We start from the raw sequence: 15,183 nt of genomic DNA, 5'->3' as shown, positions 1-15,183 counted from the left end.
TCGCACGATATTTCCTGATTTTTAGGAATAAAAAACACTAATTTTGCAGGAACTAAAATGCTGGGAAATTATGTTGGGATTAAAATTAGCTACAGACCCTAGATGGGTAAATATCGTTGAATCGAACATCGAAGAAATTTTAACGGATCATGCATGGTGCGAACAAAAAAGCGGCATCAAATGCTATTAGCATTGTTACTTATAACTCTGAATTAGAGGAATTAGTAACTGAAATGCTTGTAATTGCGAGAGAAGAATTAGAGCATTTACAAATGGTTCACGATGTCATAAAAAAACGCGGACTAACTTTAGGTACGCGAACGAAAAAGACCATTATGTAAATGAACTTTTTAAATTCATGAAAAAAGACGGAAGCCGTAGAGACGCACTTTGCGATCGATTATTGTTTTCTGCGATGATTGAAGCAAGAAGTCGCGAACGTTTTAAAGTTCTTTCTGAAAATATTAAAGATGAAGAATTAGCAAAATTTTATCGTGATTTGATGATTTCTGAGGCTGGACATTACACCACTTTTTTAGGCTTCGCCAGAAAATACCAAGACAATATTGACATCGATAAACGATGGAAAGAATGGATTGAATATGAAGGTTCTATTATTACCAATTACGGAAAACAAGAAACTGTTCACGGATAAATTACGCTCTTTTTTGACTCTATTTTTTTATATTTAATACCACAAATCCGTTATGCCTAAAAGTAAATCCAGATCAATCGTATTTAAAATTGCGAAGTATTTCGGAATAACTTTCGCTGTTATTTTAGCATTATTATTTTTAACGCCTATCGTTTTTGAGGATCAGATCAAGGAACAGATCAAAAAAACAGCTAACGAAAGATTAAGCGCAGAACTTAATTATTCTGACGTTTCGGTTTCGTTTTTCCGCCATTTTCCGTCGCTTACTTTAACATTAGACAATTTAAGCTTAAATGGTTCGGCTCCATACAAAAACGAAAAATTCATAACTGCCAAAGAGGTTTCTTTTGGAATAAATGTAGCTAGTTTGATTTTTAGTAAATCGGTAAAAATTGATCAGATTTATTTATCGGATTCTTTTATAAATGTAAAAGTGAACCCAAACGGAGAAGCAAATTACAACATTTACAAATCGCGACAACAAGCTTCACAAACCAAAGACAGCTCTGAAGCCGCTTTAAAACTGGAACGAATTGAGATCTTAAATAGTAAAATTATTTACGATGATAAATCGACAAAAGTTCATTTTGACGCTCTTGGATTTAATTATTTAGGAAAAGGCGATTTAAACAAAGCCGTTTTTGATTTGTATTCGAAAGCTAAAATCGAAAAATTAAATATTGTTTATGAAGATGAACCGTATTTAATGAATAAAAAAATTGATGCCGACTTAATTACCAAGGTAAATATAAACTCGCTTTCGTTCTTTTTCCAGCAAAATAACTTAAAAATCAATCAGCTTTTGGTCGATTTTAAAGGGAAATTTGACATTTTGAAAGACGGATACAATATGGATTTCGTTATTAAATCTGACAATAGCAAACTCTACGATGTCTTTACCGCTTTTCCTCCAAAATACATTACCTGGCTTTCTCAAACCGAATTAAAAGGAAATACCAATCTGCTTTTAACATTAAAAGGAAATTATATTACGTCGAAAAATTTAGCGCCAGATCTGAATTTAGATGTAAAAATTAGCGACGGATTTGTCAATTATAACAAAAGCGCATTTCCAGTTTCAAATTTAAATTTAGATATTCACACAAAAGTCCCGTCACTAAATCCAGATTTAGTAATTGTTGATGCTAAAAATTTATCTTTAAACATGAATCAAGATTTTTTAAAATCGAAGTTTTTGGTTAAAGGAATAAATACACCTGATATTAATGCTGATTTTAAAGCTAAAATTGATCTTGAAAAATTAACCAAAGCACTCGGAATTCCCGATATACAATTAAAAGGAGCTTTAGTTAGCGATGTAAAAGCCAACGGAGTCTTTGATCAAAAAAACAAACGCTTTCCCGTTACAAATGGTGTAATTGATTTAAAAAATGGGTATTTAAAAACTCCATATTATCCAAATCCAATTACAAACATTACAATTAAATCTAAAATTGAAAATCAAAAAGGAACTTTCGAAGATTTAAAAGTAAGTTTAAAACCAACTCAATTTACTTTTGAAGGGAAGCCCGTATTTGTTGAAGCCGACTTAAGCAATTTTGACGATTTAACTTATGATGTTAAAGCAAAAGGAGAATTGGATGTCAATAAAATTTATAAAGTTTTCTCTCAAAAAGCTCTTGACCTAGACGGCTTTGTAAAAGCTGATTTAGTTTTAAAAGGAAAACAAAGTGACGCCGAAAAAGGAAACTACAGTAAATTACACAACAAAGGAACTCTTGAATTAAGAAATATCGGAATCGCTTCAGAATATCTTCCGAAGAAATTCATCATTAAGGAAGGTATTTTTAAAATCAATCAAGATAAAATGTCATTCAATAATTTCTTGGTCGCTTACGGAGAAAGTGATTTTAAAATGAATGGATATTTACAAAATGTCCTTAATTTCGTTACAACGAATACAGGTGTTTTAAAAGGTTCTTTTAAAGTTACCGCGCGATATATTAATGTTGATGAATTTATGTCTGCCACAGACCCAAATGCATCTGTAACACAAAATCCTGCACCCAAAACAGAATCAAAACAAGAGGAAAATAAGCAGACTGGGGTTATTATTATTCCAACAAATCTAAACTTACAATTATTTGCAAATGCTCAAAAAGTAAATTTTGATAAGCTGAATCTGCAAAATGCAACTGGAAATTTAAACATGAAAAATGGCAAATTAACTATGCAGAATACTGGTTTTAATTTAATTGGATGCAATGTTTCCATGAATGCCAATTACCAAGCCGTAACACCGCAAAAAGCCAATTTTGATTATTCTATTAAAGCCGCTGACTTCGATATTAAAAGAGCTTACAACGAAATAGAAGTGTTTAGAAAAATGGCCACCGCGACCGAAAAAGCACAGGGAATTGTTTCTTTGGATTATCAATTAAAAGGTCGTTTAAATGGAAATATGGATCCCGTTTACCCATCTCTTGTTGGAGGCGGAACTCTTTCTGTGAAAGATGTAAAAGTTCGAGGTTTAAAAATGTTTAATGCAGTAAGCAAACAGACAAGCTCGGAATCTATGAAGAATCCCGATCTTTCAAAAGTAGACATTAAAACTACTATCAAAAACAATATCATAACCGTAGAACGCTTTAAATTTAAATTTGCCGGCTTTAGACCAAGAATCGAAGGCACAACAAGTCTGGACGGAAAATTAAACTTAAAAATGCGTTTGGGATTACCACCTTTTGGAATTTTTGGAATTCCATTAACCGTTACTGGAACGCAGGACAATCCAAAAGTAAAGGTTGGACGTAAAACTGAGGATTTGGAAGAAACTAAGGATACTGATTAAAAAGAAAATCCAAATTTTAAAAAATACACTACCCCTTTGTCAAAGTTTTGAACTTTGGCAAAGGTTTTTTTCTTTTATACTACACTATAAATATTTGTTTAGAAACATACAAAATCCCCTTCCCTATCAACCATAGCAATAGCGCAAGTCCCAATAGTTTCCAAGCCCAAGCTGTTCCTTTTTTTCCAATCGGAAAAAAAAGAAAAAATCTCAAAGTACTTTATTACTATAAATAAACTTGTTCCTATTAAAGAAAACCAGATGATTTCATTTAAGCGAAAATAAAAACCATATTCAAAAACCAATGCAAGACAAAAGACTGTTAACAATTGCAAATAATAATAGTTCTTATAACTGTATCTAAAATTAATTTTTGAAGATAATATAAGAAAAGACAAAAGGAGCAAACTGATCAATGCAGTTATTACATTATAAAAAATAGAATTCCACTGAAATACGAGTAGAAAAGTAACAGCAATAGCTATTACCATGCATCCTGCTAAAGAATTTATACTTCTAGCCCTATATTCACTTTTGAAAGGCAGTAAAATAGGATATAAATATTTTTCTAATGAACGCCAAAACGGCAATGCATAAACGGCCGCAATTCCAGATACAACAATTTCATAATTGTAAAAAACAGCATCAGGAATTTTAAACAATACATAGCCAAGAGCCAACGTAACAATAATAGCCGGAAGACAGATTGTTTTTACTGTTTTCCACGGATCTTTGCTCCAAAAATTATTTTCTATTTCATAAATATATTTTCTAACCCAATATTCCCTAGTAAATATAGCCGTTGATTGACTCCAAAGCAAAAACAAACCTACATGAACAATTACTATCTGCAACACAAATTCAGTAATAGAGCAACCGTAAAAGATACAGAAAACTCCAATTAAAAACAGTTCGTAGGTTAGCAAGACAGGAGAAAACAAAAACCTAAATAAAGGAGCCAAACCTTTAATCAGAACTTCAATTAATAAACTCCAATATTTTTTAAATAAAGCAATCACCGCACAAATCGCAATAAGCGCAGATAAATAAAACATCCAGTTAGTCAACAATTGTGTTTTCATCCAAAATTGAACTGCAAGCACCTTTTGGATGAGTATATTCTATATGAGAATTTTTAAAAACCTGCCTAGCCAATTCATCCCTTAAAGCATCATCTAATTCTGGAAATTGATTTCTGTGTTTCTGCCAAAAGAGATTAGCGTTATAACCATTCTTTTGTAAAACTTCAAACTCATATAAGATTGTTTTTTGTTTATCGTTTAATGCAGTTATTTGGTTTGCAATACTGTCTGAAACTGTTTTTCCGTAAGTACTAAAACAGCACAGGAAAATAAATATTACTATTCTTTTCATAAAGAGTTAAAAATCATTCTAAACAAATTTAAGTTTTAAAGTCTTTCAAAAAAAATTATAAAAACAAAAAACCCGCTCATTTCTGAACGGGTTTTGTAAAAAGTAATCGTTATGATTATTAAGCCTCGAAAGGAATAATAGATACATAAGATTTGTTATCTCTTTTCTTTTGGAACTTAACAACTCCAGCAACTCTTGCGTGAAGAGTGTGATCTTTACTAATGTAAACGTTTTCACCTGGATTATGTTTTGAACCTCTTTGTCTAACGATGATGTTCCCAGCAATAGCGACTTGACCACCAAAAATCTTAACGCCTAAACGTTTTGATTCTGATTCTCTACCATTCTTCGAACTACCGACACCTTTCTTGTGAGCCATGACGTATGAGTTTAAATATTGTTATTATTCTTTAGTAGCTTCTTTTTTTGCTTTTGGAGTCTCGCTTTTTTGCTTTTGGAGCTACTTCAACTTCAGTAGCTGGAGCATCTTCTGCTACAACTGCTTTTTTAGTTGCTGCTTTTTTAGTTCCACCTGCTTTGCAGTAATACCTTCAATTACAATTTGTGTAAGATATTGTCTGTGACCATTTCTCTTTTTGTATCCTTTTCTTCTTTTCTTTTTGAAAACGATAACTTTATCACCTTTTAAGTGTTGTAACACTTTAGCTTCTACTGAAGCACCTTCTATAGCTGGGGCGCCTAAAGTTATGCTTCCGTTATCGTCTAATAAAAGAACTTTGTCAAATGAAATACTTGAACCTTCTTCGTTAGACAAACGGTGAACATAAACCTTTAAGTCTTTGCTTACTTTAAATTGTTGCCCTGCTATCTCTACGATTGCATACATACCAAATTGATTTATTGATTTTTAAGGTTGCAAATATACAATTAAAAATTTATTGTGCAATCTATAAAAGCAAAAATATTTTCAGAGTAAAAAGTCCTGTATTTCAAGCACTTTAAAACAAAAAAACATCATTATTTAAAGTAAAAGATTGTTAAAATAAGACCAAATTAAAAACAAATCTTTAATTGATAATTAAAAAAAACTATTTTTGATGTAACTAAAATCAACTCTTGTTTACCTACTCTTGTTTGATATATAAATTTATTAATCTTTATGAAAAAATCAATAATGATGTTAAGTGTCGCATTAATGCTCGGCGGAGTGGCTCATGCTCAAAAAGTAGCTTTTGAAGAATACAATTTAGACAATGGACTTCATGTCATTTTACATAATGATCCTTCTGCTCCAGTTGTTATCACATCGGTAATGTATCATGTGGGATCAAAAGACGAACGTCCGGACAGAACGGGATTTGCACACTTTTTTGAGCATTTATTATTTGAAGGAACACAAAATATCAAACGCGGCGAATGGATGAAAATCGTAACCGCAAACGGAGGCGTTAATAATGCCAATACATCTGACGACAGAACTTATTATTATGAAGTTTTTCCGTCTAATAGCTTAGAACTTGGTTTGTGGATGGAATCTGAAAGATTAATGCATCCTATTATTAATAAGATTGGAGTTGACACGCAAAACGAAGTTGTAAAAGAAGAAAAAAAGAATGCGTTACGACAATCAGCCTTATGGAAACATTTTGCCTGAGGTTAAAAAGAACATGTTCAAAAAACATCCTTACAGATGGACCACTATCGGATCTATGAAAGATTTAGATGCCGCAACTCTTGAGGAATTTCAAGCTTTTAATAAAAAATTCTACACTCCTAATAATGCCGTTTTAGTGGTTGCGGGAGATTTTGATAAAACTAAAACCAAAGAATGGGTTCAGAAATATTTTGGACCAATTCCAAGAGGTGAAGAAGTTAAAAAACAAACTTATACAGAAGATCCAATAACACAGCCTATTAAAGCGACTTACGAAGATCCGAATATTCAGATTCCAATGATTGTTGCTTCTTACAGAACACCATCAATGAAAACTAGAGACGCAAGGGTTTTAGATTTGATTTCTTCTTATTTAAGTGACGGAAAAAGCTCTAAACTTTACAAGAAAATTGTTGACGACAAAAAAATGGCGTTACAAATTGGCGCTGTAGGATTTAGTCAGGAAGATTACGGAATGTACATTTTGTATGGTCTGCCAATGGCTCCAAACACAACTGCAGATATCTTAAAAGAAATGGACGAGGAAATTGTAAAAATCCAAACCGATCTTATTTCTGAAAAAGATTATGAAAAATTACAAAACAAATTCGATAACAACTATGTAAATGCAAATTCGAGCGTAGAAGGAATTGCAGAAAATCTTGCTTCGTATTACTTACTTTATGGTGATGTAAATTTAATTAACACTGAAATAGACATTTATCATTCTATTACAAGAGAAGAAATTAGAGAAGTTGCTAAGAAATATTTAAATCCCAATCAACGCTTAATTCTAGATTATATTCCTACCCCAAAATCTCAAAACTAAGAATATCGAATCATGAAAAAAATATATACTTTTTTAATCCTTTTATTCCTAACTGGAATTATGCAAGCACAAGATCGCCCACAACCCAAACCAGGCAATGCGCCAGTAGTCAACATCAAAAAACCTCAAACCTTTGTTTTGGCAAACGGCATGAAAGTTTTGATCGTTGAGAACCATAAATTACCTCGAGTAAGTTTTACGCTTACTTTAGATAATGCGCCATTTACCGAAGGCGACGAAAAAGGAGTTGATGAATTAACAAGCAGTTTAATCGGAAACGGAACTAAAAAAACAACCAAAGAAGCTTTTAACGAAGAAATTGACTTTTACGGAGCAAATATAAATTTCACTTCACAAGGCGCTTATGCAAGTTCATTATCTAAATATTCTGGACGTGTTTTAGAGCTTTTAGCCGAAGGTGCTTTACAGCCTAACTTTACTCAATCAGAATTTGATAAAGAAAAAGCAAAACTACTAGAAGGCTTGAAAGCCGACGAAAAAAGTGTTCCTGCTATTTCGAATAGAGTTGTTGATGTATTAGCATTTGGGAAAAATCATCCGAATGGAGAATATCTTTCTCAGGAAACCGTAAAAAACGTAACCCTTGCTGATGTTCAAAAAAACTACAGTACTTATTTTGTTCCAGAAAACGCTTATTTAGTTGTAATTGGAGATGTTAAACTTAAAGAAATAAAAACAGCTGTAGAAAAATTGTTTAGCGGATGGAAAAAACAAAATGCTCCAAAAAACAATTATCCTGATCCTGCAAACCCTTCAAAATTACAAATTGATTTTGTAGATGTTCCCAACGCAGTTCAATCTGAAATCTCATTGGTAAATACTTTAAATTTAAAAATGAGCGATCCAGACTTTTTCCCAGCTGTAATCGCAAACCAGATTTTGGGAGGTGATTTCAACAGTTATTTAAACATGAACTTAAGAGAACAGCACGCTTGGACATATGGCGCAAACTCAAGCATTGGAAGCGGAAAATATGTAACCAAATTCAAAGCTACATCTGCAGTTAGAAATACCGTTACAGACAGCGCAGTGATTCAATTTGTAAAAGAAATCAAAAGAATCCGCGACGAAAGAGTCGATCCAGAAGTTTTAAGAAACGTAAAAGCAGGTTATATTGGAAGATTTGTAATGCAGGTTGAAAAACCACAAGCTGTTGCCCGTTATGCTTTAAACATTGAAACAGAAAAGCTTCCAGCTGATTTCTACGAAAAATACATTCAAACAATCAACAATGTTACGGCAGATGATATTTATCGCGTTGCAAATAAATATTTCCTGTTGGATAATATGCGTATTGTAATTGTTGGAAAAGGCTCTGATGTAATTTCTAGTTTAGAAAAATTACAAATCCCAATTTTCTACTTTGATAGATTCGGAAATCCAATCGAAAAACCTTCAGTAAAAAAAGAAGCTCCAAAAGATATCAGCGCAAAAACGGTTTTTGAAAACTACATTAAAGCAATTGGAGGAGAAAAAGCAGTTACTTCGGTTAAAACGCTTTATATGAATGGTTCAACAACTATTTCTCAAGCTCCAGGTCCATTAACTTTTATTTCAAAATTAGATTCAAAAGGAAAAATGATGGTTTCGCTTTCAATGGGAACTATGAATTTAATGAAACAAGTTGTAAACGAAAAAGGTGCTTATATCGAACAACAGGGACAAAGAAAAAACCTTGAAGGTGAAGATTTAGTCGAAATGAAAGCGAATGCGACTCCATTTGAAGAATTACAATTGGTAAAAAGAACTGATTTGAAAGTTGAAGGAATTGAACCAATCAACGGAAGCGATGCTTACGTAATCAAAGACGGCAAAACAACGTATTATTACGACGTTAAATCAGGTTTAAAAACAGCAGAATCTAAAATCCGTGAACAAGGCGGAAAATCAGCAAGCACAAATCACTAATTTCAATGATTATAAAGAAGTAAAAGGAGTTAAAGTTCCTTTTAATTTAATTCAGAATGTTGGTTTTGAATTGGACATCAAAATGTCTGATATCAAGATTAATGAAGAGGTTTCTGATGCAGATTTTCTTTAAGAGATGCTAAGGTTCTGAGATACTAAGGTTCTAAGATTCTTAAATTTTTCATAGGCTTTGTCAAAGTTTTAAACTTTGACAAAGCTTTTTTTATACGTGATATTTCATGAAGCCAAGCACCCATTTTTTTTTGTCAGGCTGAGCGAAGTCGAAGCCTCTCTCAAAACTTACCTCTAACAACTCACATCCAACATCTCACAAATAAAAATCACTTCTTCGCCGATAAATAAACTCCAATCAGAATAATAAATGCTCCGAAAAACTGAATTGGTGTCAGCATTTCGTTATCTAATAATCCCCAGAAAAAAGCAACTATCGGAATTAAATAGGTCACAGATGTAGCAAAAACCGGCGATGACATCTGAATTAATTTGAAGAAAAGAATATTAGCAATTCCAGTTCCTAAAACACCAAGGATCATTACAAAAAATATGGAATGCTGTGTTTCTGCAAAATGTATTTTCTGACTGATATCTGTTGTACTCAAAATAATTAGCGCAGGCAGAAAAAGAACTGCAAAATTCCCCGTTGTGATACTTATGGAATTTAAATCGTGTAAATATTTTTTAATCAAGTTAACATTTATTGCATAACTCAAAGTTGCAATAACCACCAATAAAACATATAAATAATTTTGTCCTCCGCCTGCAGATTCTCCGCTTAAAACCAAAAGCAGACAACCTAAAAGACCGACAAAAACACCCCAAACTTGTCGCTTTTGAAATTGAATTCCAAAAGCAATAATTCCCAAAATCAATGTATTTAGAGGTGTAAGCGAATTAAGAATCGCTACAATTGAACTATCAACCTGAGTTTCTGCAATAGCAAAAAGATAAGCCGGCATAAAAGTTCCAAAAAACGAGGTTATAGCAACAAACTTCCATTGACGGCGAGATATTTTTTTCAGGCTGTTAAATCCTATAATCAGTAAAAACAAAGCGGCAAAAATAATTCGGAACGATCCAACCTGAATAGCAGTCAAACCAACTAATCCTCTTTTTATTAAAATAAAAGAGCTTCCCCAAATAAGAGAAAGAATCAATAAATATACCCACTTTAACTGCTTTGTATCCATAAATCATATTTTACTGCAAATTTGTAATAATTTTGCGAACTAACCTTTCTCTTTTTATTAATTTTGCAAGAAAGAAATCGCAAATTAAATTTATATATAATGAAAATTTCAAAAATTTTAATCGCCGCAACAATCGCTGGTCTAGTATTCATTAGCTGTAAAAAGGAAGAAGATAAAAGCCTACAAGTTGTAAACGCAGAAAAAAGCGCTCCAAAAGAACATAAGTCAATTCTTGCAGAAAATTTACAAACAGCAAGTTTTACAATCGACGGAATGACTTGTGCTGTAGGATGTGCTAAAACTATAGAAGAGGAATTAGCAAATCTTGACGGAGTTGATAAAGCTACTGTGGATTTTGACAAAAAAACTGCTACAGTAAGTTTTGACAAAACAATTCAAAATCCAGAATCTTTGACTAAAGTAGTTCAAGAAACTGGCGACGGGAAGACTTATAAAGTTTCGAATTTCAAGTCTTAAATTTAAAATAATTCATTCCGTAGGAATGTCTCCTTGGTAGAATTAAATTTGAATTAAGATTATCGTTCCGTAGGAACGTGTGATTAATAATACAGGATTGTTATGTCCACGAAAACAAGTGTCCTTACAGGACACAACACAAAACAAAACTATTTTTTGCTACCGATGAGATATTCCTATGGAATATTAAATATTGTCAAGGCATAGAAAATGACTAAAAAAAGGATCTAAATAGATCCTTTTTTTTATTTCTTTATTTCCATTTCAATGTTTCTATCAAACGGCGCATATCATTTTTAACATAACTCAGTTGCTGGCATAATTGAATCAAAATTAGGCTTTGCATAAAAATAAACAGAACCTATTAAAAAGTGTTTTGTACTATCGGTAACATAAAACTGTGAATTAGTCGCCGCATTTCCATCAACTTGATAAAACATTCCGTACACTTTTTTCTGGGGATTTATATATGGTCTGCTCTAAAATATCATCGGCTTTAATTACGTGTTCGTAAGTCAGTTTTTGAGCGTCACGTAACAATTTATCAATATTATTATTTACGGGCTTATAAGTCAAATAAATAGTCGCTTTCATCTTTGGATAAGTAATCGCAAAACCGCATTCTTTCTCGCCTTTAATAATAGCATCTTCATTCATTTCAAAAGAAAATGGGCAATTGTTTTCAAAATTCACATACTTTGCTTCTGGATAATCCAATCGCAGAAAACTTGCCGGTTTTGGCAAAACATCATTTTTACAGCTTAAAACCGTTAGTGCAAGCAAAATTGCTGTTATTGAAAGTATTCTATTGAGCATTTTAATTTATTGTTACTTTTATTTGTTTTACACGCTTTTTATCAACTGTTTCTATTGTGAAAATACAGTTTTTAAAAGGTACTTTTTGATCTTTTTTCGGAAAATTACCTAAAATTTCTAAGATAAATCCAGCCAATGTTTCAGCTTCTCCTTTATGAGATTCGAAAGCATCTTCATCTACATTTACAATTCTGTAGAAATCTTTAAGATTAATTTTTCCTTCAAAAAGAAAATTATTTTCATCGATTTGCGAAAAGTTCAAATTCTCATCATCAAACTCATCACTGATATCACCAACTATTTCTTCTATTACATCTTCTAAAGACACCAATCCAGAAGTTCCTCCATATTCATCTACAACTATGGCCAAATGACTTTTCAGCCCTTGGAAATCTTTTAGCAAATTATCCAATTTTTTATTTTCAGGAACAAAGAAAGCTTCTCTAATTAACGATGTCCAGTCAAATTCTTCTTTATCGATATGAGGCAGTAAGTCTTTAACAAACAGTACACCTTCAATTTGATCAATATTATCACTATAAATCGGGATTCTTGAAAATCCCTTTTCAATTATTTTAGGATAAATACACGCGAAAGATTCTGATATTTCCAATGCAAAAATATCAATTCTCGGACTCATTACCTGCTTTGTATCTGTATTTCCGAAAGAAACAATTCCTTCTAAAATTTTTTGTTCTTCTGTTGAAGTTCCCTCAGAATCTGTTAACTCTAAAGCCTGTGAAAGCTGATTAATCGAAAAGTTATTCTTTTGTTTTCCTAATTTATGCTCGCAAATATAGAGTAACGGCACGCATTGGCAAACTTATAGGAGAAAGTAGTTTGTCTAAGAAAGCCAGCGGATACGCAACACGCTTAGCAAAACGCACGCTATTTCTGCTTGCATAGACCTTAGGAAGCACTTCTCCAAATAGAAGAATGAAAAAAGTAACTAAAATTACTTCAAGTGTAAATTTAAAAACGGGAGAACTTACATCTGAAAAGATATTCTGCCCGATATAAGCAAATAAGATAACTACCCCTATATTAAAAAAATTATTCGCTACGAGTAATGTAGCCAATAGTTTTTTAGGTCTGTCTAATAAATTGGAGATGATTTTACCTTTGGCCTGATTATCGTTTAAAGTATCATCGATGTCTTGCTGTGATAACGAAAAGAGCGCTACTTCAGCACCTGAAACTATTGCTGAAAGAAATAACAAAATAAATATTCCGACAAAACCAATAATTATATTAGTGTCAGGATTTGTTATAAAGAGTAAACTGGGCTCCGGCTCCAAATTGCATCAAATTAGTTAAACATCTTTTAGAAAGGCAGATCGTTAATTGGAAGCCCTTCATTAGTAGCAAGCATCAAAGTTAGTGTTTTTTGTTGATTCTGTATCTTGATTTTGTTTAGTATGCGCAGTTTCTTTTTTGGTTGTCAGAAAAGTAAATTCTGTAACCTGAATTTCTGTAGTATATTTCGTTGTGCCGTCTTCTGCCTGCCATTGGCGAGATTTTATTCTTCCTTCAACATAAATCTTATCTCCTTTCGAAAGATATTTTTCGCAAATTTCGGTCGCTTTATTACGCACAACCAAGTTATGCCACTCCGTAGAAGTGATCTTTTCGTTGGTTGTTTTATTGATATAAACTTCATTTGTAGCCAGCTGAAAACGTCCGATGCAATTTCCGCCATCAAAATAATGCATCTTTACATCATCGCCCAAATGGCCAATAAGCATCACTTTATTTAATGTTCCGTTCATAGTTTTTGGTGGTATTTCTACCAAAGATACATTTTTTTAGCAAATTATTTCCTGCTTTTCTATAAATTTATAAATCACAATTGGGAAAGGAAAAGTTTTTAATTTTTCGGGATCAACTCCATTTTCTATTTTCTCTTTTACCTTAATTTTCCAAAACTGTATATGAAGATGCTGATGCGAAAGTTTATGTACCAGTGTTGATTCTGCACAATCCTCTATACCTATAATAGTATAAGAAGAAAATATTTCTTCTTTAGCCGCTTTGGAAACTACATCAAAACCAACAATAGACTGTGTTTCTAAAAGCGGAAATTCATAGAGATTATGCCAAATACCTTTATCAGTTCTTTTTTGAATTATTGTATTCCCTAAAACATCTTCTAAAATCAAATAGTTAAAATAACGATTGGATACTTTAACTTTTTTAGATTTAACAGGAAGCTGATTTACTTTTCCTTTTTGTAATGCTGCACAGCTTTCATTAAAATCACAGACAGAACAATCTGGACTTTTTGGAACACATTGCAGCGCACCAAACTCCATTATAGCCTGATTAAAAATTGCTGGATTGTCTTTGGGCATTAATTCGTGCGCAAGTGCGACAAATTCTTTTTTGGCGACCGGAAGCGCAATATCTGTTTCAATATCAAAGTAACGCGAAAGCACCCGGAATACATTTCCGTCTACAACTGGAACCGATTCGTTATATGAAAAAGAAGCAATTGCGGCGACGGTATATTCACCAACACCTTTAAGTTTTAAAAGTTCTTTATAAGAATCTGGAAAAACGCCGTTTAAGTCATTATTAATATATTGAGCTGTTTTATGAAGATTTCGAGCTCTTGAATAATACCCTAAACCCTGCCAAAGTTTTAAAACTTTTTCTTCAGAGGCATCTGCCAAATCTTTTACAGTAGGAAATTCCTTGGTAAAAGCAAAAAAATAAGGCATTCCTTGAGCAACTCGCGTCTGTTGCAAGCATAATTTCTGAGAGCCAAATTTGGTACGGATCGACCGTTTTTCGCCAAGGCAAATCACGCTTGTTTCGTAAATACCATTTTATCAATATGTTATGAAAATCCATTGCAAAATACTTAGAATACAAAAGTAAATGTTTATGTAATTAAAATTTAACGAATTAGCTTGATTAATTATTTTTTTAATTCCTATATTTGCAAACTCAAAAAAATAGTACACCATTTATAAAATAAAATAGGAAAGAAAATGACGAAAGCAGATATCGTAGCGAAGATTTCAGAGAAACTAGGTCTTGAAAAAGGAGATGTTCAAGCAACAGTGGAAACTTTTATGGAAGAAGTAAAAACTTCTTTAGAAACTGGAGACAATGTTTACCTAAGAGGTTTTGGTAGTTTTATCGTAAAAACTAGAGCTGAAAAGACTGGAAGAAACATTTCTAAAAACACAACAATTAAAATTCCAGCACACAACATTCCTGCGTTCAAACCTGCAAAAGTATTTGTAGAAGGAGTAAAAACAAACAACGAAGCAAAATAATATTAATTAACATAAAATCGACACGATATGCCAAGTGGTAAAAAAAGAAAGAGACATAAGGTAGCTACTCACAAACGTAAAAAAAGAGCGAGAGCTAACCGCCACAAAAAAGAAAAAGTAGTTTTAAACTACTTTTTTCTTTTTTAAACGTTCATTGAAATTGAAAAAAGATGAAAGAGTAAAG

At 32.4% G+C, this 15,183-nt stretch carries 8 protein-coding genes and 7 pseudogenes; 6 read left to right on the top strand and 9 right to left on the bottom strand.

The features are described from left to right. Positions 1-70 precede the first annotated feature (70 nt). Together ACZZ95_RS08440 and ACZZ95_RS08435 are read left to right on the top strand one after the other, a co-directional pair. A pseudogene (locus ACZZ95_RS08440) lies at positions 71-655 on the top strand (MiaE family protein). Positions 656-707: 52 nt separating this feature from the next. Continuing rightward, positions 708-3,467 (top strand): hypothetical protein, encoded by a 2,760-nt coding sequence (locus ACZZ95_RS08435; protein ID WP_463468705.1) that lies wholly within the window; start codon positions 708-710, stop codon positions 3,465-3,467. A 98-nt stretch (positions 3,468-3,565) separates the two neighbouring features. On the opposite strand, the gene ACZZ95_RS08430 is transcribed toward ACZZ95_RS08435, so the two are convergent. The 4 genes from ACZZ95_RS08430 to rplU all read right to left on the bottom strand — a co-directional run bounded on the left by ACZZ95_RS08430 (position 3,566) and on the right by rplU (position 5,688). Continuing rightward, complete coding sequence (locus tag ACZZ95_RS08430; RefSeq protein WP_463468704.1) at positions 3,566-4,570, bottom strand: hypothetical protein; 1,005 nt, start codon at positions 4,568-4,570, stop codon at positions 3,566-3,568. Next, positions 4,527-4,841, bottom strand: coding sequence for a hypothetical protein (locus tag ACZZ95_RS08425; protein WP_463468703.1), 315 nt, complete (start codon positions 4,839-4,841; stop codon positions 4,527-4,529). The genes ACZZ95_RS08430 and ACZZ95_RS08425 overlap by 44 nt, the downstream gene beginning before the upstream one ends. Before the next feature lie 118 nt (positions 4,842-4,959). Then, positions 4,960-5,220, bottom strand: coding sequence for a 50S ribosomal protein L27 (gene rpmA, locus ACZZ95_RS08420; protein ID WP_463468702.1), 261 nt, complete (start codon positions 5,218-5,220; stop codon positions 4,960-4,962). Between the two features lie 114 nt (positions 5,221-5,334). Beyond that, the gene (gene rplU / locus ACZZ95_RS08415) at positions 5,335-5,688 is read right to left on the bottom strand and encodes a 50S ribosomal protein L21 (RefSeq protein ID WP_463468701.1); all 354 of its coding nucleotides are present in this window, start codon (positions 5,686-5,688) and stop codon (positions 5,335-5,337) included. 273 nt (positions 5,689-5,961) lie between these two features. Here rplU and ACZZ95_RS08410 point away from each other — a divergent pair. Further along, positions 5,962-7,285, top strand: a pseudogene (locus ACZZ95_RS08410) (M16 family metallopeptidase). 12 nt (positions 7,286-7,297) lie between these two features. Next, positions 7,298-9,347, top strand: a pseudogene (locus tag ACZZ95_RS08405) (M16 family metallopeptidase). Between the two features lie 208 nt (positions 9,348-9,555). On the opposite strand, the gene ACZZ95_RS08400 reads toward ACZZ95_RS08405, so the two are convergent. Continuing rightward, a complete protein-coding gene (locus tag ACZZ95_RS08400) occupies positions 9,556-10,422 on the bottom strand; it encodes a DMT family transporter (RefSeq protein WP_095952621.1) in 867 nt (288 codons plus the stop codon). A gap of 99 nt (positions 10,423-10,521) precedes the next feature. Between ACZZ95_RS08400 and ACZZ95_RS08395 the strand changes: the two genes are divergently transcribed. After that, positions 10,522-10,899: a heavy-metal-associated domain-containing protein gene (locus ACZZ95_RS08395; RefSeq protein WP_463468700.1), complete on the top strand. Its 378-nt coding sequence runs from the start codon at positions 10,522-10,524 to the stop codon at positions 10,897-10,899. Positions 10,900-11,152: 253 nt separating this feature from the next. On the opposite strand, the pseudogene gldD reads toward ACZZ95_RS08395, so the two are convergent. From gldD to mutY, 4 pseudogenes are all read right to left on the bottom strand, one after another. Further along, positions 11,153-11,715: pseudogene (gldD, locus tag ACZZ95_RS08390) on the bottom strand (gliding motility lipoprotein GldD). A 1-nt stretch (position 11,716) separates the two neighbouring features. Further along, a pseudogene (locus ACZZ95_RS08385) lies at positions 11,717-13,013 on the bottom strand (gliding motility-associated protein GldE). Between the two features lie 26 nt (positions 13,014-13,039). Further along, positions 13,040-13,484, bottom strand: a pseudogene (locus ACZZ95_RS08380) (single-stranded DNA-binding protein). A 36-nt stretch (positions 13,485-13,520) separates the two neighbouring features. Further along, a pseudogene (mutY, locus tag ACZZ95_RS08375) lies at positions 13,521-14,568 on the bottom strand (A/G-specific adenine glycosylase). Positions 14,569-14,708: 140 nt separating this feature from the next. On the opposite strand from mutY, the gene ACZZ95_RS08370 reads away from it, so the two are divergent. After that, positions 14,709-14,999, top strand: coding sequence for an HU family DNA-binding protein (locus tag ACZZ95_RS08370; protein ID WP_007805026.1), 291 nt, complete (start codon positions 14,709-14,711; stop codon positions 14,997-14,999). Positions 15,000-15,183 lie beyond the last annotated feature (184 nt).

The organism is Flavobacterium sp. AC267, from assembly GCF_979258715.1.
Note: the sequence above shows the minus strand (reverse complement) of the source record. Positions and strands in the feature narration are given on the sequence as shown.